This is a genomic window from Janthinobacterium sp. LS2A, assembly GCF_036543145.1.
Classification (GTDB): domain Bacteria; phylum Pseudomonadota; class Gammaproteobacteria; order Burkholderiales; family Burkholderiaceae_D; genus Janthinobacterium; species Janthinobacterium aestuarii.
This window is the reverse complement of record NZ_JAZHPB010000007.1, coordinates 254557-277146: the sequence shown is the minus strand read 5'-3', so window position 1 is coordinate 277146 and position 22590 is coordinate 254557. Positions and strand designations below refer to the sequence as shown.

19 protein-coding genes are annotated in these 22590 nt (G+C 62.3%); 10 read left to right on the top strand and 9 right to left on the bottom strand.

Annotation, left to right across the window (positions count from 1 at the left end; all coding sequences use genetic code 11):
• Positions 1–44: 44 nt before the first annotated feature.
• The 4 genes from V3C40_RS20765 to V3C40_RS20750 all read right to left on the bottom strand — a co-directional run bounded on the left by V3C40_RS20765 (position 45) and on the right by V3C40_RS20750 (position 4332).
• Positions 45–2327: a RelA/SpoT family protein gene (locus V3C40_RS20765; protein ID WP_070303641.1), complete on the bottom strand. Its 2283-nt coding sequence runs from the start codon at positions 2325–2327 to the stop codon at positions 45–47.
• Positions 2328–2409: 82 nt separating this feature from the next.
• Positions 2410–2613 (bottom strand): DNA-directed RNA polymerase subunit omega, encoded by a 204-nt coding sequence (gene rpoZ, locus V3C40_RS20760; RefSeq protein WP_010400723.1) that lies wholly within the window; start codon positions 2611–2613, stop codon positions 2410–2412.
• 54 nt (positions 2614–2667) lie between these two features.
• Positions 2668–3306, bottom strand: a complete 639-nt coding sequence (gene gmk, locus V3C40_RS20755) for a guanylate kinase (protein ID WP_080753685.1) — start codon at positions 3304–3306, stop codon at positions 2668–2670.
• Positions 3307–3441: 135 nt separating this feature from the next.
• On the bottom strand, positions 3442–4332 hold the full coding sequence (locus V3C40_RS20750) for a YicC/YloC family endoribonuclease (protein WP_034753986.1): 891 nt from the start codon (positions 4330–4332) through the stop codon (positions 3442–3444).
• 302 nt (positions 4333–4634) lie between these two features.
• On the opposite strand from V3C40_RS20750, the gene rph reads away from it, so the two are divergent.
• From rph to hemW, 3 genes are all read left to right on the top strand, one after another.
• A complete protein-coding gene (gene rph, locus V3C40_RS20745; protein ID WP_331778421.1) occupies positions 4635–5363 on the top strand; it encodes a ribonuclease PH in 729 nt (242 codons plus the stop codon).
• A 138-nt stretch (positions 5364–5501) separates the two neighbouring features.
• Positions 5502–6086 carry an RdgB/HAM1 family non-canonical purine NTP pyrophosphatase gene (gene rdgB, locus V3C40_RS20740; protein ID WP_331778420.1) on the top strand — a complete coding sequence of 195 codons (585 nt, stop codon included), beginning with the start codon at positions 5502–5504 and terminating at the stop codon, positions 6084–6086.
• Positions 6083–7357 carry a radical SAM family heme chaperone HemW gene (hemW, locus tag V3C40_RS20735; protein WP_331778419.1) on the top strand — a complete coding sequence of 425 codons (1275 nt, stop codon included), beginning with the start codon at positions 6083–6085 and terminating at the stop codon, positions 7355–7357. The genes rdgB and hemW overlap by 4 nt, the downstream gene beginning before the upstream one ends.
• On the opposite strand, the gene V3C40_RS20730 is transcribed toward hemW, so the two are convergent.
• The 3 genes from V3C40_RS20730 to V3C40_RS20720 form a co-directional block, all read right to left on the bottom strand.
• Complete coding sequence (locus tag V3C40_RS20730; RefSeq protein WP_331778418.1) at positions 7354–8529, bottom strand: tetratricopeptide repeat protein; 1176 nt, start codon at positions 8527–8529, stop codon at positions 7354–7356. The genes hemW and V3C40_RS20730 overlap by 4 nt on opposite strands.
• A 167-nt stretch (positions 8530–8696) precedes the next feature.
• Positions 8697–10427, bottom strand: coding sequence for a methyl-accepting chemotaxis protein (locus tag V3C40_RS20725; protein ID WP_331778417.1), 1731 nt, complete (start codon positions 10425–10427; stop codon positions 8697–8699).
• Positions 10428–10547: 120 nt separating this feature from the next.
• The gene (locus V3C40_RS20720) at positions 10548–11621 is read right to left on the bottom strand and encodes a patatin-like phospholipase family protein (RefSeq protein ID WP_331778416.1); all 1074 of its coding nucleotides are present in this window, start codon (positions 11619–11621) and stop codon (positions 10548–10550) included.
• A gap of 204 nt (positions 11622–11825) precedes the next feature.
• Between V3C40_RS20720 and V3C40_RS20715 the strand changes: the two genes are divergently transcribed.
• Positions 11826–12695: a hypothetical protein gene (locus V3C40_RS20715; protein ID WP_331778415.1), complete on the top strand. Its 870-nt coding sequence runs from the start codon at positions 11826–11828 to the stop codon at positions 12693–12695.
• Positions 12696–12770: 75 nt separating this feature from the next.
• Here V3C40_RS20715 and tal read toward each other — a convergent pair whose 3' ends face one another.
• The gene (gene tal, locus V3C40_RS20710) at positions 12771–13706 is read right to left on the bottom strand and encodes a transaldolase (protein ID WP_331778414.1); all 936 of its coding nucleotides are present in this window, start codon (positions 13704–13706) and stop codon (positions 12771–12773) included.
• Between the two features lie 207 nt (positions 13707–13913).
• Here tal and V3C40_RS20705 point away from each other — a divergent pair, with 207 nt between their 5' ends.
• The 6 genes from V3C40_RS20705 (at position 13914) to V3C40_RS20680 (ending at position 21604) form a co-directional block, all read left to right on the top strand.
• Positions 13914–16778 carry a type VI secretion system Vgr family protein gene (locus tag V3C40_RS20705; RefSeq protein ID WP_331778413.1) on the top strand — a complete coding sequence of 955 codons (2865 nt, stop codon included), beginning with the start codon at positions 13914–13916 and terminating at the stop codon, positions 16776–16778.
• 10 nt (positions 16779–16788) lie between these two features.
• Positions 16789–17721, top strand: a complete 933-nt coding sequence (locus V3C40_RS20700) for a DUF4123 domain-containing protein (protein WP_331778412.1) — start codon at positions 16789–16791, stop codon at positions 17719–17721.
• Positions 17722–17761: 40 nt separating this feature from the next.
• Positions 17762–18214 (top strand): DUF3304 domain-containing protein, encoded by a 453-nt coding sequence (locus V3C40_RS20695; RefSeq protein WP_331778411.1) that lies wholly within the window; start codon positions 17762–17764, stop codon positions 18212–18214.
• A gap of 273 nt (positions 18215–18487) precedes the next feature.
• Positions 18488–18940: a DUF3304 domain-containing protein gene (locus tag V3C40_RS20690; protein WP_331778410.1), complete on the top strand. Its 453-nt coding sequence runs from the start codon at positions 18488–18490 to the stop codon at positions 18938–18940.
• Positions 18941–18944: 4 nt separating this feature from the next.
• Entirely contained in the window at positions 18945–21113 is a 2169-nt protein-coding gene (locus V3C40_RS20685; protein ID WP_331778409.1) for a phospholipase effector Tle1 domain-containing protein, read from the top strand.
• 38 nt (positions 21114–21151) lie between these two features.
• Positions 21152–21604 (top strand): DUF3304 domain-containing protein, encoded by a 453-nt coding sequence (locus tag V3C40_RS20680; RefSeq protein WP_331778408.1) that lies wholly within the window; start codon positions 21152–21154, stop codon positions 21602–21604.
• 50 nt (positions 21605–21654) lie between these two features.
• Here V3C40_RS20680 and V3C40_RS20675 read toward each other — a convergent pair whose 3' ends face one another.
• Positions 21655–22509, bottom strand: coding sequence for an SIS domain-containing protein (locus tag V3C40_RS20675; RefSeq protein WP_034750862.1), 855 nt, complete (start codon positions 22507–22509; stop codon positions 21655–21657).
• Positions 22510–22590: the final 81 nt, after the last annotated feature.

Sequence of the window (22590 nt, the reverse complement as noted above, 5' to 3'; positions counted from 1 at the left end):
GGGGTCGGACCCTGAGGGTCCGACCCCAGTCTTCGCTTTGGGTTTTAGTTACGCTCGCGCAGGATGCGGTTCACGCCGGCCACTCTGCGCACATTGCGCAGCAGAGCGGCCAGGTGGACCCTGTCCTTGACTTGCACGGTGAAGCGCAGCTGGTCGAGGACGTTGTCCTTGTCTTCGTCCATGCCGACATAGATGATGTTGGCGTCGGATTCGCCGATTTCGGCGGCCACGCGTGCCAGGATGCCCCGCTCGCTGTTGATCAGCACCTTGATGCGGCAGTCGAAGCGGCGGTTCAGTTCGGTTCCCCAGCGCACGGCGATCCAGCGGTCCGGTTCCTTGGCGCGCTGGCGTTTCGCTTGCGAGCAGTCGCTCGTGTGCACGAGCAAGCCCTGGTCGCGGCGCAGCTGGCCGATGATCTGGTCGCCCGGAATCGGCAAACAGCATGGCGCCAGTTGCACGGAGACGCCTTCGCTGCCGCAGATGGTGACAGGGTCGAGCTCGCTGCCGCTGTTGTGTTCCACGGGCATGCTGGCCGCTTCGCCGCCGATCAAGCCGAAGATATGGCGCGCCACCAGGGTGGCCATGCGCTTGCCGATGCCGATGTCCGCGTACAGCTCGTCCATGGAATTGGCGCTCGATTCGTTGAGCAGGCGTTCGACCAGTGGCGCTTGCAGGTCGGCGTCGATGTTCAGGGTGTGCAGCGCCTGCGACAGCAGTTGCTGGCCCAGGGCGATCGATTCGGGCAGGTTGATCGTGCGCAAATGGTGGCGGATGGCCGAACGGGCCTTGCCGGTGCGCACGAACGACAGCCACGTCGGGCTGGGGCGCGACGAAGAATCGGTGATGATTTCCACGATGTCGCCATTGTGCAGCTCGGTGCGCAGGGGCGAGGTTTCGTTGTTGATCTTGACGGCCACGGTCTGGTCGCCGATGCCCGTGTGGATCGAGTAGGCGAAGTCGATCGCCGTGGCGCCGCGCGGCAGGGCGATGATCTTCGACTTCGGCGTAAACACGTAGACGGAATCGGGAAACAGGTCGACCTTGACGTGCTCGAGGAATTCGGCCGAGTCGCCCGTCTGCTGCTGGATGTCGAGCAGGGATTGCAGCCACGCATGCGTGCGCTGCTGCAGGTCGGACGGGTTCGATTCGCCGCTCTTGTAGAGCCAGTGCGCCGCCACGCCCGATTCGGCCGTGCGGTGCATTTCCTGCGTGCGGATCTGGAATTCGACCGGTGTGCCGTACGGGCCGATGACGGTCGTGTGCAGCGACTGGTAGCCGTTCAGCTTGCGGATCGCGATGTAATCCTTGAACTTGCCCGGCATGGGCTTGTACAGGCTGTGCAGGGTGCCCAGGGTCACGTAACAGTCGGCAAAGCTGCCCACCACCACGCGGAAGCCGTACACGTCCAGCACTTGCGAGAACGACAAATGCTTGCTGCGCATCTTTTTATAGATGTCGTACAGGGTCTTTTCGCGGCCCGTGACGTCGGCCTCGAGCTCGGCCATGGACAAGGTGCTTTTCACCGCTTCCATGATCTTGTTGACCACTTCGCGCCGGTTGCCGCGCGCCGCCTTGACGGCTTTCGCCAGGGTACGGTAGCGCATCGGGTACAGGTGCGAGAACGACAGGTCCTGCAGCTCGTGGTAGATGTTGTTCAGGCCGAGGCGGTGCGCGATCGGCACGTACACTTCCATGGTCTCGCTGGCGATGCGGCGCTTTTTCGCCGCCGTCATGAAGTCCAGGGTGCGCATATTGTGCAGGCGGTCGGCCAGTTTGATCAGGATCACGCGCACGTCGGAGGCCATGGCCAGCAGCATCTTGCGGAAGTTTTCCGCCTGCGCTTCGATCTGGCTCTGGAATTCGATCTTTTCCAGTTTCGACAGGCCGTCGACCAGGTGCGCGACCGGTGCGCCGAAGCGCTCGATCAATTCATCTTTCTTGACGTCCTGGTCTTCCATCACGTCATGCAGCAGGGCGGCCATGATGGCTTGCGCGTCGAGCTTCCAGTCGGCGCAGATTTCGGCGACGGCGATCGGATGCGAGATATACGGCTCGCCCGAGCGGCGCATCTGGCCCAGGTGCATTTCGTCGGAGAAGCGGTAGGCTTCCTTGACTTTCTTCAGGTCGGCGGGAGACAGGTATTCGGCCAGCTTGTCGGCCAGATGGCTGACGGAGGCCACGCCGAGGGCGGGCGCTGGCGGTGCTGCGGGGGTGTTGCTGCCGGACGTGCCGGTGCCGGGCGCGGAAGCGCCCTGCGGTTTTGCCGCCTGGCGCGGGGCCAGGGGCGGCAGTGCTGCGGAAGTCGTGTCGGCTGGGGTCAGACTCATAAAACGTCGCGTTGCTTCACAGTGTGAATAAAGGATACGGTAGAACCAGGGGTCAGCACTGTTCCGGCACGCGGGTTCCCAATTACATCGGGACCTTTTTCAGCATTTCGATGCCGACTTTACCGGCAGCGATTTCACGCAGTGCGACAACGGTAGGCTTGTCCTTGGCTTCCACCTTCGGGGTGTGGCCTTGCAACAACTGGCGTGCGCGATAGGTCGCAGCCAGGGTCAGCTGGAAACGGTTAGGGATCTGCTTCAGGCAATCTTCGATTGTGATACGGGCCATAGTAACTCCTAAATTTGTGTGCGTGGTGCTGTGTGAACTGGCGTGCAGAAACGATTATTCTGCGTGCAGGCCCAGCTGGGCGAATAGCGATGCGTTGCGGGCCGCTTGTTGCGCAAACCGGCAACGGGCCGCTCTCACGATCGCGCTCAGTTCGGACAAAGCGACCGTAAACTCTTCATTGATAATAACATACTCGAACTCGGGAGCGTGTGCGATTTCGCCGCCGGCCGCCAGCAGGCGGCGCGTGATCACGTGCGGCTCGTCCTGGCCGCGCTTGTTCAAGCGTTCTTCCAGCGCATCGATCGACGGCGGCAGGATGAAAATGCCGGCCGCGCGGGGGAATTGCTTGCGCACCTGGCGCGCGCCCTGCCAGTCGATTTCCAGCAGGATGTCGGTGCCGGCGGCCATTTGCTGTTCCACCATGATGCGCGAGGTGCCATAGTAATTGCCATGCACTTCCGCCCATTCCAGGAATTCGCCCTGGTCGGCGCGCGCGACAAAGTCTTCCGCCGTCGTGAAATAGTACTCGCGCCCATGCTGCTCGCCCGGACGGGGCGCGCGCGTGGTGGTCGAGATCGACAATTTGATGCCGGGCTCTTGCGCCAGCAATGCATTGACCAGTGTCGATTTGCCGGCGCCCGATGGCGCGGCAACCACGAACAGGCTGCCGGAGAAGGCGGTAGGGTGGCTCATGCGGATCTTTCAATAATCGTGTTGTTGGCGCCGATGCTCGCGCAAGCGGCGCCCAATCCGCTATTTTACCAAGAGGCAAGGCGGCGAGCCAGTCCCAAAGCGGCCGGCATGGAGGATGCCTGGCCAGGCTGGCCCTTATTCCAGGTTCTGCACCTGTTCGCGCATCTGCTCGATCAGCAGCTTCAAGTCCATCGAGGCGTCGGCCAGTTCCTTGACGGACGCCTTGGCGCCCAGGGTATTGGCTTCGCGGTTCAGTTCCTGCATCATGAAGTCGAGGCGCTTGCCCACTTGGCCGCCCTTGGTGAGGATGTGGCGCGTTTCGCCCAGGTGGGCCGACAGGCGCGCCAGTTCTTCCGATACGTCGATGCGGATGCCGTACAAGATCACTTCCTGGCGGATGCGCTCCATGGCGTCCTGGCGCGACAGGGCCGAATTCGAACCCTGGCTGGCCAGGCCCAGCGCGTCCTGCATGCGCTCGATGGCTTTTTGCTGGAAAGCCGCCACCACTTGCGGTATCAATGGCGTGATGCGCTTGACGATGGCTTCCATCGCTTCGATGCGCGACACGAGCACGGCTTCGAGCGCCGCGCCTTCGCGCTTGCGGCTGTCGACGAAAGCGGCCACGGTGCGCTTGGTCAGCGCGCCCACGTCCGCCTGCAAGGATTCCTGTCCCACTTGCGCTTCTTCGATGACGCCAGGCCAGCGCAGCAGTTCGGCCACCGTCATGACGGGCGCGGAGACAAAATGCTGGCCCACTTCGTTTTGCAGGCGCGCCAGTTCGGTCAGCAGGGGCAGGTTCAGCGCCTGCGTGCCGGCCGTCGCGGCCTTGCGGCCAAAGCTCAGGCGTACCTCGACTTTGCCGCGCGTGATGGCGGACATGACGGCGGCGCGCAAATCAGGCTCCAGAGCCCGCAGATCGTCGTTGATCCGGAATTGCAGGTCGAGAAAGCGTGAGTTGACGCTCTTGATTTCAATTGTCAGTGTGCCTGCAGCACCTTCGCTGGTGGCAACCGCGTAGCCTGTCATGCTTGAAATGCTCAAAGGATTCCCCGATTTGGTCTTGTATACAGTCACTTATACACTTAATCAGCCAGCGCAGGCAATACCGCCCGCGCCGCAAAACAGGACCGAAGTGCTCGATGGCCTGGAAATTGCTGAATAGTGTGCGTTTTACGGCATTGTAAAGAAAATTGTGTTTGGCGGGGCAGGATTGTATGGATCATGTGTGCGCCGCCCGCCATTGCGCCTTGCGCTGTTGCATGGCCGCAAATAGACGGGCGCGCGGTGGTAGAATCGCTGCCGCAACCCCAATCACACAGGACATCCCCATGACATTCGAATCCCGCCCGAGCGGCCGCGCCGTCGACGCGCTGCGCGCCATCCGCATCACCCGCCAGTACACCAAGCATGCCGAAGGCTCGGTGCTGATCGAGTGCGGCGACACCAAGGTCATCTGCACGGCCAGCATCGAAGACAAGGTGCCGGGCTTCCTGAAGGGCAAGGGCCAGGGCTGGTTGACGGCCGAGTACGGCATGCTGCCTCGCTCGACGCACACGCGCATGGACCGCGAAGCGGCGCGCGGCAAGCAGTCGGGCCGCACGCAGGAAATCCAGCGCCTGATCGGCCGATCGCTGCGCGCCGCCTTCGATCTGCAGGCATTCGGCGAACGCACTCTGCACCTCGATTGCGACGTGATCCAGGCCGACGGCGGCACGCGCACGGCCTCGATCACGGGCGCCATGGTGGCCGCGTATGACGCGTTTACCCAGCTGCAGGCGCGCGGCGCGATCGCCGCCATCCCAGTGAAAAGCTTTGTCGCCGCCATCTCGGTGGGCGTCTACCAGGGCATGCCGGTGCTGGACCTCGACTACGTGGAAGACTCGGGCTGCGACACGGACATGAACGTGGTGATGACGGAAGCGGGCCACTTCATCGAAGTGCAGGGTACGGCAGAAGGCGCCGCATTCGACCGAGCCGGCATGGACCGCTTGCTGGACCTGGCGCAGGGCGGCATCGCCGATCTGATCGCCATGCAGAAGCAAGCCCTCGGCATTTAATCTTTACACAGATTTACACATCGCCGCCCGCCGCGCCGGGCAACAAGCCCGTTTTTGCCGCCGTTGAGCGCGGCGGTGGGCCAAGGTGAGGGGAGCGCAAAAGGTTTACAATGTCGGCACTTCAACCGGACTACTGACATGACCCAACGCCTCATCCTCGCCTCCAACAACGCCGGCAAGCTCAAGGAATTCAACGAGCTGCTTTCGACCATCGGTTTTTCCGTCCACGCCCAGGGCGAGTATGACGTGCCGGAAAGCGACGAGCCGTTCCACACCTTCGTTGAAAACGCTCTGCAGAAGGCACGCCACGCGTCGCGCCTGACGGGTTTGCCGGCGCTGGCCGACGATTCCGGCGTGTGCGTCAATGCGCTCGGCGGCGCGCCGGGCGTGTACTCGGCGCGCTATGCGGGCGAGCCGAAATCGGACGCCGCCAACAGCGCCAAGCTGATCGCCGACCTCGAGGCGCATGCCGACAAATCCGCGTACTACTACTGCGTGCTGGTGTACGTGCGCCATGCGGACGACCCGCAGCCCGTGATCGCCGACGGCCACTGGAATGGCGAGATGATCGCCACGCCGCGCGGTAACGGCGGCTTCGGCTACGATCCGCATTTCTTCCTTCCCGCGCTGGGCAAGTGTGCGGCCGAACTGACGTCCGATGAAAAGAACGCGCTGTCGCACCGTGGCCAGGCCCTGCGCGCGCTGGTGGAAAAGCTGCGATGATCCCGATCAAACTGGTGGGCGCCGTTGCCAAGTCGGCAGCCAAGCCCGGCGCCGCTCCCGCGCCGCAGGAAGGCATTTCCGGCGCGGCCGGGGCGGCTCTGAAATACCTGCAGCCGGGCGCGCTGAACCTGACGGCCCTGCCGCCGCTGTCGCTGTACATCCATTTCCCGTGGTGCGTGAAAAAATGCCCGTATTGCGACTTCAATTCGCACGAGGTGCGCGGCGACTTGCCGGAAGCCGAATACCTGGCGGCCCTGCGGCTGGACCTGGAAATGGCGCTGCCGCTGATCTGGGGCCGCAAGATCCACACGATTTTCATCGGCGGCGGCACGCCCAGCCTGATGTCGGCGGCGGGCCTGGACCGGCTGATGTCGGATGTGCGCACCCTGCTGCCACTGGAGCCCGATTGCGAAATTACCATGGAAGCCAATCCGGGCACCTTCGAAGCGGAAAAATTCAAGTCCTACCGGGCCAGCGGCATCAACCGTTTGTCGATCGGCATCCAGAGCTTCAATGGCCGCCATTTGCAGGCGCTGGGCCGCATCCACGACGACAATGAAGCGCGCCGCGCGGTGGAGATCGCGCACGCCAATTTCGACAATTTCAATCTCGACCTGATGTACGCGCTGCCCACGCAGACGCTGGACGAGGCGCGGCAGGACCTGGAAACGGCGCTGTCGTTCGCGCCGCCGCACCTGTCGCTGTACCACCTGACGCTGGAGCCGAACACCCTGTTCGCCAAGTATCCGCCCGTGCTGCCGGACGACGACGAGAGCGCCGACATTGCCGACATGGTGGCCGCGCGCGCGGCGCAGGCGGGCTACGGCCGCTATGAAGTGTCGGCCTATGCGCAGCCGGGCCGCCAGGCAAAGCACAACCGCAATTACTGGGAATTCGGCGATTATCTCGGCATCGGCGCTGGCGCGCATTCGAAGATATCGTTCCCGCACCGCGTGCTGCGCCAGGCCCGCTACAAGCAGCCGCGCGCCTACATGGATGCGGTACTGGCCGGCAACCCGGTGCAGGAAGAGCGCGAACTGGCGCGCGAGGAAATGGGTTTTGAATTCATGCTCAATACCCTGCGCCTGACGCAGGGCTTTTCGCCGAACCTGTTCGCCGAGCGCACGGGCCTGGCCCTCAACGCCATCGAGCAGCCGCTCAATGCGGCCGAAGCGAAAGGCTTGCTGTACCGCGACCACCAGGTCATCCGCCCGACGGAACGGGGATTGTGCTTCCTGAACGACCTGCAGCAGATGTTCCTGGAAGATTAATGCGTGGTGACGGCGCGCAGGCGCTGCAGCTTGGCCGCATAGAGCGTGTGGTCGCTGCGCGTGGTGCTGCTGCTCATCGCCAGTTCCAGCTGCTTGCCGGCCTGCTCCAGCTGGCCCAGGCGCGCATAGGCTTGCGCCAGCCAGAAGTGGAACTCGTGGTAGTACGGGTCGCGCGCGATTTCACGTGAAAACAGCTGTATCGCCCGCACGTAATCGTTTTGCTGCATGGCCGCCTTGCCCAGGTTGAAGTAGTGGAAAGGCGGCTGCGGCTGCAGCGCCAGCAGGCGCCGGCGCAGCGGCAGCGCTTCATTCTGCAGGCCGGACGCTTCCAGCGCCTGCGCCAGGTTCGACAGCAGCACCGTGTTGTCCGGCGCGCGCGTCAGCGCATGGGCGAACGTGCGCCGCGCTTGCGCCAGGTTGCCATGGCGGAACTGGACCACGCCCAGGGTGTTGTAGGCGCCGGTGAACGAGGGGTCCTGCAGCAGCGCTGCCCGGGCCCACCAATACGCCTGGTCCAGCTGGCCTTCGCTCATGCTTTCGGCGGCTCGGTTGTTCATGTACATGGCGAGCACGGTTGCTTCGTCGAGTTCCCGCGTGCGGTAGCTGCCCATCTCCGCGGACGGCAGGAAATCGATCACCATCATGCCCTTGGCATCGTACCTGCCGGATTTGTCGTCCAGCCGCTGGCCCAGTACGAGGTTGACGTGGCCGGCGACAAAATACATGTCGCCGCTGCGGCTCCAGCTTTCTTCACCGAGCACCTCCTGGTAGCGCACCTGCAAGCCCATTTCATGCGCCAGCGCCGCCGTCATGATCACCAGCGACAGGCAGTTGCCCTGGCGCGCCGCGAACGTTTCGCGCGCATTGCGGGTCATGGCCGCATCGTATTCGAGTTTCAGCCTGCTCTTGTCGTACAGGGCGTCATACAGGGCCGCGCGGTCGTTCTTGTTGCGCGCCTCGCGCCGCACTTGTGTGCGCACATACTGGCGCATGGGCTCGTCGATGGCAAAGACCTGGCTGGCGTCGATGGCGGCGGTCGGGGCGAAATCGCTGTCGTTGAAGATGGGGGGCAGGCTGGCAGGCGGTGCGACGCTGCAGGCCGCCAAAACACAGCAGAGCAGGGCGGCGCCCAGGTGCTTGAAGCAAGGGGCGGAAACAAGATAGGGGCGCATGGTCTCTCCCTGGAGGCGCCGGCTGTCTCATGTCGCGGTGGCGCGCCAGTCCCACCTGAAATCAGTATCGGCGCGCCTGGCGCCGCTGTCAAATAGTTTCAAGCGCCTTGCCGCCGCCGGCACGGCGCTTGAAACTGTGCTTGAAAACCGGGCTTGAACCCCCGGGCTTAAAATTCTTCCCAGTCGTCGCCGGCGATGTGCGATGGCGTTTTGTGCGCCGCCGCACCGGCCGCCTTGGGTGCTGCCGGCTTGCCGGCCGTGGCCTGGGACTGGCGTGGCGCGAGTTTTTGCGTGCTGGCAATGGCGACCTTGGCTGGCCGCGCGGCGCGCACGGGCGCCGCCGCGACGACGTGTTCGAGCTGGAAGCCGGCCGCCACTTGCGCCAGGCGCGCGGCCTGGTCCTGCATGCTTTCGGCCGCGGCGGCCGCTTCTTCCACCAGGGCCGCATTTTGCTGCGTTACCTGGTCCATCTGCGCGATGGCCTGGTTGACCTGGTCGATGCCCAGGCTTTGTTCGGCACTGGCGGCGGTGATCTCGGCCATGATGTCGGTGACCCTGCGCACGCTGTCGACCACTTCACCCATGGTGCTGCCCGCCTGCTGCACCAGCCGCGTGCCATTGTTGACCTGTTCCACCGAGTCGCCGATCAGGGTCTTGATTTCGCGCGCCGCCGCGGCCGAGCGCTGCGCCAGGCTGCGCACTTCCGTGGCGACGACGGCAAAGCCGCGTCCCTGCTCGCCGGCGCGCGCCGCTTCGACGGCCGCGTTCAAGGCCAGGATATTCGTCTGGAAGGCGATGCCGTCGATGACGCCGATGATGTCGACGATTTTCGTCGATGCCGTATCGATGGCGCCCATGGTGTCGACCACCTGGCTGACGATGCTGCCGCCCCGTTCGGCCACGCCGGACGCGGCCACCGCCATCTGGTTGGCCTGGCGCGCATTGTCCGCATTCTGCTTGACGGTGCTGGTCAGTTCTTCCATCGACGACGCCGTCTCTTCCAGCGAGCTGGCCTGCTGCTCCGTGCGCGCCGACAAATCCTGGTTGCCGGCGGCGATTTCGCCCGACGCCGTGGCAATCGCGTTGGTGCCCGTCTGCACTTCCGACACCACCTTGCGCAGCGCCTCGTTCATGCCGTGCAGAGCGCGCATCAGGTCGCCGATTTCATCGCTGGCCGCCTTGCCGAAATGCGTGCGCAAGTCGCCGTCGGCCACCGTTTCGGCCACTTTCACGGCGGCCTTCAACGGCTGCGTGATCGAGCGCGTGATCAGCCAGGCGCAGACGCTGCCCAGCGCCACCACCAGCACGCACAAGGTCAGCAGCAGGGTGAAGCTGCGCCCGTTGGCTGCCTCGATCGCGTGCGCCGTGGCGTCGATGGCCTGGCGCTGCTGCGACAGCAGGGCCTTGACGTTGTTCTGGTATTTGGCGGCGGCCGGCGCGAAGCTGTCGCGGTAGGTGCTTTCCGCCTGCGCCGCGTCGCCGGCCTTGCGCGCATTCATCACCAGGGTCTTGGCATCCTGGTACTTGACGCGCTCGGCGATGGACGATTTGAAGATGGCTTTTTCTTCGTCGCTGTCGAGCAGCGCCTCGATTTTCTTCAGCAGTTCGCTGCCCTGTTTGGTGCTGTCGGCGATGGTGTCGGCAAACACGCTGGACAGGGTTTCATCCGTGCTTTTGGCGATCATCGAGGTGCGCGCGATGGCCGAATAGATCAGCACGTACCAGTCCGATACGAGGCGTTCCTTGGCCAGCGGTTTTTCCATCATTTGCCGCGTCGCTTCGGCATTCACGTGGGCGCTGTACAGCGCGTACGAGGTGGAGATCACGGACAGCAGCAGCACCAGCGCGAAGCCTGCAGCCAGGCGCGTGCCGATACGAAGGTGGGAGAGGGCGTGCATGGTTGGAGCTCCTGTCGCAAGGGGATTTAATTGCCTGTGCGACATAGTATGCACTGAGAAGTGACCAAGAGGCGAGCGAAACGCGCGCTTGTTTTGGCGTCTGTTGCAGCCACGCCCGTGCTACAGATCGCCCGCCTGGCGCAAGTCCGGCTGCTCGGCCCAGCGGGCGAAGGCGGCCGCCATGCGCTCGCTTTCCGCGATGGCGCGGCGCCAGTCGCGCATGCGCGCCGCGTGGTCTTGCCCGTAATGGGGGAAGTCGCGCCGGTCCGGCAGTTTTCCATTGGGCAGGCTGGCCACGAAGGCGGGCGACGGCGAGACGAGGATCATGTTGTCGAGTGCGCTATCGCCGCTGCGCGCGCGGCGCCAGGGCATGGCCTTGTCCAGCCAGCCCGGTACGATATGGTCGGCAAAATGCGGATACAGCACGAGGTCCGGTTCGCGCTGGTAGGGCAGGTGCAAATGGTAGTCGACCAGGCCGCCGTCCCAGTAGCGCCCGGGTGGCGCGCCGGCGATGTCCGTGACCGCATCGAGCACCAGCGGAATCGAGCCGGAGGCCAGCAGCGCGTCGCGCAGGTTGTCTTGCGCCAGCGGCACGAAGTGGGAATGAAAGGCGTCGAAGCGCGAACGCAGCCAGCTGGCGCCGTCAGGTCCGGCATGGAACACGGTGCGCTCCAGCGAGGCGGCCAGGCGCGCGCGCGCCACGGCGTTGCCGGCGGCCGCCATCAGGAAGCCGCGCCGGTCGCGCCATTTGCCCGGCTGTGCCAGCGCGCCGATGCCGCGTACGGCCAGCACCGACAGGCTATGGCGTTCGTGCCGCAGCAGCTGCGCATCCTGGCCATCGAGGACGGCGTCGAGCAGGGCGCGGCAGGTGCGGCTGACGTGCGCCGCCTCGGGTTTGTCGGGATAGCGCTGGCCCACGTATTCGCGCACCAGGCGGCGCTGCGCGGCGACAGGGTCGGGGAACACGGCGGCGGCCATGCGCCAGGCGCCGATCGAGGCGCCGACGAACTGGCGCGGACGCGGCGCTTGCGGCAGGAAGTGGCCGAACAGCCAGCAATCGAGCTGGTGCAGGATCAAGCCTTTCGGCCCGCCTGCGGCGGCAGGAACGATGGCGATATCGCTGGCGCGCACCCCGTTTTCGGCGATGCGCGCCCGGGCGCGGCGGCCCAGGCGGATAGTGATCGGTGATTGCATGAGTAGTCGTTGGCGGCCTGTAGCCAGGTATTTTACCGCCAGCGTGGCGCCACGACACAGTCGCGCTCGTTATAGTCCCATTGTTGGTATTAATAAATTTCTTTAAGGCAACTATTCTCTTGAGAAATGTTGCATAATATTGGACGTTGAATTTTTGGCATGTGCCAAGGATTCCTTATGTCTTGCTTTTTTTATTGGAATCGTATGCAACTGAATCACGCTTTTGTTCTGACCCTGATCGCCGCTTCGCTTGCCGCTTGCGGTGGTGGCGGTTCTTCTTCCCCATCCGACACGTCGGTTGCCGTGAATACGGCCAAGCCTGCCGATCCGGTGGCGCCCGTCGTTCCTGTCGTTCCTGTCGTTCCCACGGTGCCAGCGGCCACCGGCGAAAACACGGGTAGCGTCAGCGCCCGTTTCGTCAATGGCGACAATAGCCGCTTCATCTTTACGGCTATCGGCTTGCAGAGCAGTGGCAAGGCCAGCCTGCTGGTCCAGGATACCTCCGGCGCCTTGAGCAATATCGGCAGCATCGTACTGACGGGCAACCCGTCCGTGACGCGCGAAATCAGCGGCGACGCGGCTTTTGCACAGGGACGCTGGTTCAAGGGCTCGTTCAGCAACAGTACTGGTGCCACGACGTTGACCGGTAACAATGCCAGCGCGCATTACGTCGCCTACAACGTGCTCGCCGCATTGCCAGCGACCGGTACGTTCACCTGCGATGCCGGCACGTTCACGGCGCCAAGCTATACGGGCGGTACGAACATCTCGTCGAGCGGCTACTTCGGCACTGCCAGCGGCACTGCCAGCATGTCCTTCGATGCCTCCGGCGCCAAAATAGCGCTGGCCATCGACGCCAGCGCTGGCGGCAGCACGGGCAAAGTATCGGCTTCGACGACCATCGCTTCGCCAGGTTCCAGCAGCATCACCGGCGGCTACCTGTCGAACGGCACGGGCGCGCAGCTGATGCTGGGCGACGGCGGCGCCGGCCGCTATCTGCTGATCGCCGCCTACAAGGCGCAGCTGGCGAATGGCGCCAATTACCAGGGCGTGGCCACGTTCCGCTGCTCCTGATCGCACGGGCATGAAAAAAGCGGCGTCCGTGCAATGCACGGCGCCGCTTTTTTTCGTCCGTCGCGATTGCCGCGATTAACGCAGCGCCGCGATCATCTGTTTCAGCTTGCCGGAATCGATGCAGAAGGCGCGGATGCCTTCGGCCAGTTTTTCCGTCGCCATCGCGTCTTCATTCATCATGAAGCGGAAGGCTTCTTCGTTCAGCGACATTTGCACGATGTTGGTCGATGGCGCCGCTTCGGCGCTCAGCTTGCGTTCCACCGGCGCATCGCTGTCGGCCAGTTTTTGCAGCAGGTCGGGGCTGATGGTGAGCAGGTCGCAGCCGGCCAGTTCGAGGATTTGCGACGTGTTGCGGAAGCTCGCGCCCATCACCTCGGTCTTGTAGCCGAACTTGCGATAGTAGTTGTAGATGCGGCGGACCGATTGCACGCCCGGATCTTCCGCGCCCATGTAGTCGATACCCGTCGATTTCTTGTACCAGTCGTAGATGCGGCCGACGAACGGCGAAATGAGCTGGGCGCCCGCTTCGGCGCAGGCAATCGCCTGGGCCAGCGAGAACAGCAGGGTCATGTTGCAGCGGATGCCTTCCTTTTCCAGGATGGCGGCGGCGCGGATGCCTTCCCAGGTGGAGGCGATCTTGATCAGCACGCGTTCGCGCGGGATGCCCGCGTTCGAATACAGGGCGATCAGGTCGCGCCCCTTGGCGACCGTGCCTTCCGTGTCGAACGACAGGCGCGCATCGACTTCGGTGGAGACGCGGCCGGGGATGGTTTGCAGGATTTCCACGCCAAAGGCGATCAGCAGGCGGTCGATGATTTCGGCGGTCGAGGCGTTCGGATGGTCGCGCACGGCCTTTTCCAGCAGCGGCTTGTATTCATCCTTTTGCACGGCCTTCAGGATCAGCGACGGATTCGTCGTCGCATCGCGCGGCGTGTATGCCTGGATCGATTGGAAGTCGCCGGTGTCGGCCACCACGGTAGTAAATTGCTTCAGTTGTTCGAGTTGGTTCATGGCTGCACGGGAAAGAGTGAATGGGCTTGCCGGGCTATTGTACCGAATTCACTGCCTGAAGCATCGACTATTGGCTTGCCCGCGCACTACTTACTCAATTGAATCTTGCTTTTTTGAGAACTCGCGCATAATTGCCTGGACTTGTTTATTTTGTACATTGTTTTAATAAGCAATGTGCGATGCCACTCTCCAGATGAAGAGCATCTTTTGACACAAGATATCGTTAGCGCGGTAGCCGCCTTCAACGGCGCGACACGCCTGTATGCATTGTCCATCGGCGACGATGGACAGGACAGCGGCTTGCTGGTCGAAGCCTTTGCCGCCGACGAACGGCTGCAGGAGGTTGGCGCGCGCGACATCATCGCCTTGTCCACCAGCGCCCATGTGGCGCTGGCGTCGCTGCTGGGCCAGCCGGCCAGCCTGCACGTCAGCCTGGCGGACGGCACGCGCACTCTATTTTCCGGCTACATCAGCGCCGCCGCCACGCTCGGCAGCAATGGCGGACTGGCGCGCTACCGGCTGCGCATCACCCCATGGCTGTGGCTGCTGACCCAGGCGCGTAACAGCCGCGTCTGGCAAGACCGGAGCGTGAGCGCCATCGTCGACGAGGTCTTGCAGGCGTATGCGCCGTACGCGCTGTGGCGCTGGAGCGACGAGGTGGCGTCATTCATGCAGGAAGCGGGCGAGCGCAGCTATTGCTGCCAGTACCGCGAATCGGACTACGATTTCGTGCGCCGCCTGCTGACGGAAGAGGGGTTGGCCTGGCGGTTTGACGGTCAGACCATGATCGTCTTTGCCGACAGCAGTCAGGTGTGCGCCACGCCCGAGGACGCCAGCAGCGCGCAAGGCGGCGGCTTGCGCTTTCATGGCGCGCGCGTCGGCGAACCGGGCGACAGCGTGCAGGCCTTGAGCGCGCGGCGCAGCCTGCAGGTGGGCCTGAGCAGCGTGCTCAGCTATGACTACAAGGCGAAAAAGGCCGTGGCCGCCAGCGTGCCGACCAACACTGCGCTCGGCGGCAAGAATGCGCCGGTGCTGGAAAGCTACGATACGCCGGGCCAGTACTGGTACGCCAGCGCCGCCCAGGCGCAACGCTACGCGCAATTGCAGATGCAGGCGCATGAAGCGCGCGCCCAGCTATGGCAGGCGCGCTCGACCGTGCGCACCCTGCGCGCCGGCACGCGTTTTACCCTGACGCAGGGACCATTGCCGCCCGCCGATGGCGCCGCACCCGAGTATGTCGTGCTGCGCGTGGCCAGCATCGGCGTCAACAACCTGCCGGCGCCGGCACTGGAGGGATTGGCGGAACTGTTCGGCCCGATACCGGAATTGCTGGAGGAAACCGTGGCGCAGTGGGGCGACGGTTTTCCCGATGTCGCCGCCGCGATCACCCAGGCGCAAGCCAGCGGTTACGCCAACTGCATCGAGATGATCACAGCAAGCACGCCGTGGCGTCCGCTGCAGGATGGCAACGATGCGCGCCAGCATGCCACGCCGACGGCCCTGGGCAGCCAGAGCGCCATCGTCGTGGGCGCCGATGGCCAGGACGCGGCTAGCGGCGCCGATGAAATCTATTGCGACAGGCTGGGCCGGGTGCGCATCCGCTTTCACTGGCAACAGGAAACGGCCGCGACCTGCTGGGTGCGCGTGGCGCAGCGCGCGGCCGGCGGCGGCATGGGCAGCCAGTTCCTGCCGCGCATCGGCCAGGAAGTGCTGGTGCAATTTTTGGAAAACGATATCGACCGGCCCGTCATCATCGGCGCGCTGTACAACGGCCAGGGCGAGGGCGGTACCAAACCGACCCCGGGCGGCATCGGTGGCGAGCCTGGCGACGCCGGCGTGTTCCAGCCGGCCCACGATCACGCGGTAGCGGGTCAGGGCAATCTGGCGGGCGGCAACAATCCGCTTTGGCACGGGGCATCCGCCGCTAGCGCCGGCCATCGCAATGCCAGCGCGCAGTGGGGCATCCGCAGCAAGGAGTTCGGCAAGGCGGGCGGCCTGGCCGGTTATAACCAGCTGCTGTTCGACGACACGGACAGCCAGGGCCGGGTACAGCTGAAAAGCAGCCATGCGGCCAGCGAACTCACTCTTGGCCACTTGATCCACGGCGCCGACAATTACCGGGGCAGCCTGCGCGGCGCCGGCGCCGAGCTGCGCACCGATGCGTATGGCGCGGTGCGGGCGGGCGCCGGGCTCCTGATTTCCAGCTACCTCGTCAACCACGACGCGCGGGCACGCGACCCGGCCGGCGACAATGCGCCCGGCATGGCGCTGCTCAAGCAGGCGGCCAAGCTGGGCGAGACTTTCAGCGAGGCGGCCGTCACGCATCAGGGGGTGGCCTATGCGGCGCACTTGGGGGCGACGGCGCCCGGCAGCAGTGCGCTCGATGCCAAGGCCGCGCCGTTGCCGGCATTCTTGACCAGTGCCTCGGGCATGCTGAGCCGCGACAGCGTGGCGGCCGCCAGGAGCGACGCGGCCGGCAAGCCCGTCGCGCCAGCCGAAGACAAGCTGCCGCACAGCAGCGACGCCATCATCGCGGTGGCGGCCAAGGCGGGCCTGGGCGTGGTGGCCGGCCAGGATATGCAATTGTCGAATGGCGAAACGGCAACATTGATGAGTGGGCTCGATACACAGTTCGCCAGCGGCGGCCAATGGCGATTGCACACGGGCCAGGCGATCGGCATGCTGGGCGGCGTCGTCAAGCCGGGCGAAGGCGAGCTGGGCGTCCAACTGGTGGCGGCCAGCCAGCCCATCGAAGTGCAGGCCCAGTCCGACGAGATCAAGGTGCAGGCGCGCGAAGAGGTCAATGTCACCAGCGCCAACGCGCACATCGACTGGGCGGCGGCGAAAAGCATCCGCCTGTCGACGGCGGGCGGCGCCAACATCACGATCGAGGGCGGCAACATCACGATCCAGTGCCCGGGCAAGATCACCGTGTTTGCCGGGAAGAAAAGTTTTATCGGGCCGGTACGGCTCGCTTATCCATTGCCGGCGCTGCCTGCCAGCGTCTGCAAAGCGTGTCTGCTGGCAGCGTTGCGTAGCGGCAGCCCGTTTGTCGCGCCCACGGCAGCCTAGAAAAGGAGCCATGATGTACTTTGCCATCGATCTTCCCGACCCGGAAGTTCCAGCACTGATCGCGCAGCAACTGCAGGCCTTGCGTGCGGACGCGGTAGTGGCGAACGGCGGCCGGCCCCTGCATCTGCTGGCGCTGCTCGACGGCGCCTGCGACGAGGAATTTTTCACCAAGCGCTACCCGAGTCGCTTGCGGCGTCAGTCGCTGTATGCGTATACCTCGCTGCAAAACTTCAAGAGCGCCGCACCGCATCTAATGGCGGCACCATCGGCAAGCAGCGAGCAGGCCGAGTGGCTGCAGCGCCTGTTTTCGCTGTGCGCAGGCAAGCCCATGCTCAGCATCATCGCCAGCACGCTCAATATCGACCAGCTGGAGCAGCATCTGCGCCCCTATTTGATTGCCATCACGCCAGACACCGTCGAATGGCCCGTGCGCTGGGCCGATACGCGCATATTGCCGGCCTTGCTGACGGCTTTGACCCCAACGCAGTCTGCGCATTTGCTGAGTCCCATCTACCGCTGGTGGTCACTGCGGCGCGATGGCTCGCTGATCAGTTGGCAGGGCGAGGCGCAGACCAGTCCCGTCCCTGCGGAGTTTGATAAATTTCCCCTCGGCGACACGGCCTTTGCCGCCCTGGTGGATATCGCCGAGGCCGACGCCATCCTTGCCAATCTGCATGATGTGCAGCCGGACCTGTTTCATTCCGGCACCCCGGCCGAGTGCCACGCGCGCGTGGTGCGTCATTTGCTTGTGGCAAACGCCAGCGGCATCGAGGCGGCAGGCCAGCGTCAGCATTTCAGCGCCCTGGCCTTGATGCTGGCCGATGATTTTACCTTGCATCCTGCGATGGCCAGCCTGTTGCGGCGCACGCGCCAGGGGGCGAATTATCTGTCCGAGCTCGACACGCTGCCCGACGATTTCTGGCAGGCGCGCTCTGCTGCCTAGCTTTGCTCCCTCAACTGCTTACTTTTATAAAAGGAAAATCATGAAATGGATTATGTATCTTGGCATCGCCTTGTTGCTGAGCGGTTGTGCGGTCAAGGCCAGGCAGATTGAAGAAGCCGGCCCAAGTCCTACCGCGACGGCGCAGGTGGGTATTGTCAACCATACGGGGAAGTATATTTATTCCGCATCGGTGGATGGAGCGGGAGGGGCCAATATGGCCAGATGGGGGGCGGGCGGGGCAAATATTTGCTGTACATCGATTCCCCGCGTATGGCATCCAGGAATGAATGTCTTGGTGCGGTGGAATATGCCTGAAGGGCACACTGATGTCATTAAGGAAAAAATGGTCGAAATTGAAAAATATGATAGGCCAGGAGATATTTATATGCACTTTTTTGAGAATGATGAGGTGAGAGTTGTTGTGTCGAATGATGCAGGATATGGAAAAGATCATCCGATTCAACACATGGCTAATCCATCGACTAAAAAATGAATCCTTAAGATTAAAGCACCACCTTTCAAGGCTACGATCCCTGTCGATGTTTTCTTAAAGCCAGACGTGCGTGATCAGCCAAAAAAATGCTCAAGGTACATGTGATGTGGCTTCAGACGCACTGTGTAACATAGCTGGCCAGCCAGTTGCGGCGGACGCGCCAGGGTGCGAATTACCTGTCCGAGCTCGACACGTTGCCCGACGATTTCTGGCAGGCGCGCTCTGCTGCCTAGCCTTGTTTCTTCAACTGCTAACTTTTATAAAAGGAAAATCATGAAATGGATTATGTATCTTGGCACTGTCTTGCTGCTGAGCGGCTGCGCCTTAAAGACCCGGCAGGTCGAGCCAGCTGGCCCAAGTCCTACCGCGACGGCGCAGGTGGGTATTGTCAACCATACGGGGAAGTATATTTATTCTGCATCGGTGGATGGGGCAGGAGGGGCCAATATGGCCAGATGGGGAGCGGGGGGAGCTGATGTTTGTTGTGCTTCTATTCCGCGGGTATGGTATCCGGGAATGAAAGTCTTGGTGCGTTGGAATATGCCTGAAGGGCGTACCGACGTTATTAAAGAAAAAATGGTGGAAGTGGAAAAATACGATGAGCCTGGGGATATCTATATGCATTTCTTCCCCAATGATGAGGTGAGAGTTGTCGTGTCAAATGCCGGAGGGGGGGCAAAAACTCATCCTATTCTTCACTCCGGCAAACCTGCCAATATTCCTTGATATTATGATCAGTGAAACTCCCAATTCAGCGCCGTTTCCCGTCGATTTTTTTCTAAAACCGTCGACGAAAGAACAATCCGAAATTGCCAAGGAGGCATGTGCTAAGAAAGATAGCGCGCCGTGCAGTATTCCAGTAAGGGTTGGACTTTTCTTTGATGGAACCAATAATAATCTGGAGCGCGATAGGAATGGGGTTAGAACAGGCGTGCTCGACCCGAAAACAAAGAAGCCTATTCCTATAAGTAATGCTGTGGTCGACGCCAATAGTGCCAGTCATAGCAATGTGGCGCGGCTATTTTCGAGTTTTCCATCGAATAAACGGGGTACGGGATATTTTCGAAATTATATTCCTGGCGTCGGAACTCCATTTGTTGAAATCGGTGAATTGACTGAATCGGATGAGGGGAAAGCTTTTGCCAAAGGAGGGCAGCCGCGCATTATCTGGGGATTGTTGCAGGTTTTAAATGCAATTCATCGAACGGTATATGGAGATGAAATTCCATTATATAAATCAGATAAGGCTGGCGAACTTGCCCGTGCTTATGATAATGCCGTAGGCCACAAAAAGGTGCCGCATCCCTCAACCGGCAGGGAGCGCTTCATGACTCACTCGGACTGGTTCGCTGAGCATATTGAAAAACTAAGGGAGGCGATGGCGGCACGGCCCAAGCCGCATATCCCATCGCTGACCCTGTCCGTGTTCGGTTTTTCGAGGGGCGCCGCCGAGGCGGTGGCGTTCTGTCAGCTGTTTGCCGATTTGCTCAAGCCGGGCGAGAAGGGGCCGGAGTTTGCCGGCATCCTCGCCAGCATCGATTTTCTTGGCGTCTTTGACACGGTGGCAACCGTCGGCAGCTCGGCGTCTGTGGCGCAAACCACGATCGCGCCTGGCGCGATGTTCGATGGCCATTGGGCCTGGGCCAATGAATTGCTCAAACCGTTGCCGTCCTGCGTCATGGCAGGCTTGCATTGTATTGCCACGCATGAGCAGCGCATGAATTTTCCCGTCACGCGCCTGACAGGGAAAATCGAGGAAGTGTATTTCCCTGGCGTGCACTCGGACGTGGGAGGCGGCTATGGTCCGGGCGAGCAGGGAAAGGGACGCGGCGGACAAGCGGCCTTGCTGTCGCAAATCCCGCTCGCGCATATGTTCAAGGAAGCGCGCCTCAAGGGCGTGCCCTTAATACCGTTCAGCGAACTGGAACTTCGCGATCAGGAGGATTTCCAGGTCAGTCAAGAGCTTGCCAAAGCATGGGAAGCATATACCGCCGAGCTTAACAAGCAAGGCGCCTTGCTGAGCAAGCACATGGAGCTGTATTACCGCTGGCGCGCCGTGCGCGTCAAGACCCTGGAAGCCACGGCCAGCTTCAAGGCGGCCAACGCGCAGGAGCGGGAGGATCTGGGTTCCTACAACCGCTTGCTGGCAGGCGATCTGGAAGCGCTGCGCGCGCGCAAAGCCTTCCGTCATGGTGATGAGGGGCAACCGTTCAGCGCCAGGGATATTGCGCGCATCAATCACTGGCAATACTATCGCGCGCAAAATCACACGTCCCTGGATAAATGGGAAGAATTTGCGCTCGATATATTCGATCACCCCAAACCGCTGCCGCCCGAAGTGATGCGTTTTTTTGACGACTATGTACATGATTCCCTGGCCGGCTTTTATATGGCCGGCGAAGTGACGGAATACGACAAGCGCGCCAGGATCGCTTCGTTCGCCAATAAACCGCCTAAGGACGGCTTTTATAAACGCGCGTATGAGTTCAGCCGGAAGACCGAAGCCGCGCAACTGAAACAGAAGAATGGCGAAGCATTGACGCCGGAAGAGGAAGCACTGGTCAAGGAAGCGCAGTACGGCACTCCCTATCCGATCCGTACGGATGCCGACAGCGCTGACATGCGCAGCGGGGTGATCACCACGCAAACCTATACGCGTCGCGAGGGCGGTGGCTATATCCTGCGCCGTGGCTATTACCCGCAAAGCGGCTTCTTCCGGAAAAGCGTGCACGAAAACGAGTTGCAACGCATGCCGACGGCTGGTATCAAGGCGAAAGAAACACCCGAAGAATTCGTGTGGAGCGAAAACTTGATACAAGATATTGCGCAAGCCAAAGCCGATGAAGAGATTTACCTGGCGCAGCAGCGCTACGCAACGCGGGCCGAGGCGCTCGCATAGGACGTAATTTCAGCGTGGCTGGAGCCGAAAGGAAAAATATGAAATGGATTATTTATCTTGGTACTGCTTTGCTGCTGAGCGGCTGCGCGTTCAAGGCCAGGCAGGTTGAGGTAGCCGGCCCAAGTCCTACCGCGACGGCGCAGGTGGGTATTGTCAATCATACGGGGAAGTATATTTATTCCGCATCGGTGGATGGGGCCGGAGGGGCCAATATGGCCAGGTGGGGAGCGGGAGGGGCAGAAATTTGCTGTGCCTCTATCCCGAGAGTGTGGTATCCGGGGATGATGGTTCTAGTGCGGTGGAATATGCCTGAGGGGCATACCCACGTAATCAAAGAAAAGATGGTGGAAGTGGAAAAATACGATAGACCGGGAGATATCTATATGCACTTTTTTCCCAATGACGAAGTGAGAGTTGTTGTGTCAAATGTGGATGGTGATAGTAAAAATCATCCTATTCTTCATTCCGGAAAACCTGCAGATATGCCTTGATGTCTGTCGCGAAAAGGATGAGCGCCAGCGAGGCTGGCGCCGATGGGGGATCAGCCGATGAAGGAGTCGAACTGCATGTCGAATTCCTGCAGCGCTTTCTGCGCATTCTGCATTTTCTTGCGGAACTCCGGTCCCCGTTGCAGGGCCAGGCCCACGGCCAGCACGTCGATCACGACCAAGTAGGCCAGGCGCGCGGAAATTGGGGTGTAGGGGTCGGTGTTGAAGACCAGGTCGATCGGGATCAGCACGGTCGCCAGGTCGGCCAGCGGCGTGCCCGATGGGGCCAGCACGACGACGTCGGCGCCGCCGCGGCGCGCCAGTTTCACGGAGCGCACCAGGGCGGGGCTGTTGCCGCGCTGCGAGATGGCCACCAGGCAGTCGCCGCCGCGCAGCAGGGCTGCGGCGATGCTGTGGATATTCGGATCGCTGTAGGCGACCGTCGGCACGCCCGAGCGGAAGAACTTGTGCTGCGCGTCTGCCGCCACGATGCCGGACGTGCCCTGGCCATAGAATTCGATCTTGCTGGCGCGCGACAGGATGTCGAGCGCGCGCTGGATCGCTTCCGGATTCAGGTTGTTGCGCAGGTCGAGCAGGGTGTTGATCGAGCGGCTGCAGATTTTGTTCACCAGGTCGGCCGCCAGGTCGTCCTGCGCTGGCTGCTCGTTCGCGCCCGGCATGGCCAGGGCCAAGCCCTGCGCCAGCTTCAGCTTGAATTCATGCCAGCCGTCATAGCCCAGGGTGCGACAAAAGCGCACCACGGTCGGTTCCGACACCTGCGCGCTTTTCGCCAGTGCCGTGATGTTCTGGCTGACCGTCTGGTTAGGCTGGTCAAGCACGGCCAGCGCGACCTTTTTCTCCGACTTGGAGAGCGAATCGAGCTGGGTGCGAATGGAATCAAGCAGCATCAGGGTAGTCTTCTGGTAGGTGTTCAGGAGTGTAGGGATAATAGGTAAAGGGCCTGCCCATCTGCGGGCAGGCCCCTGTTT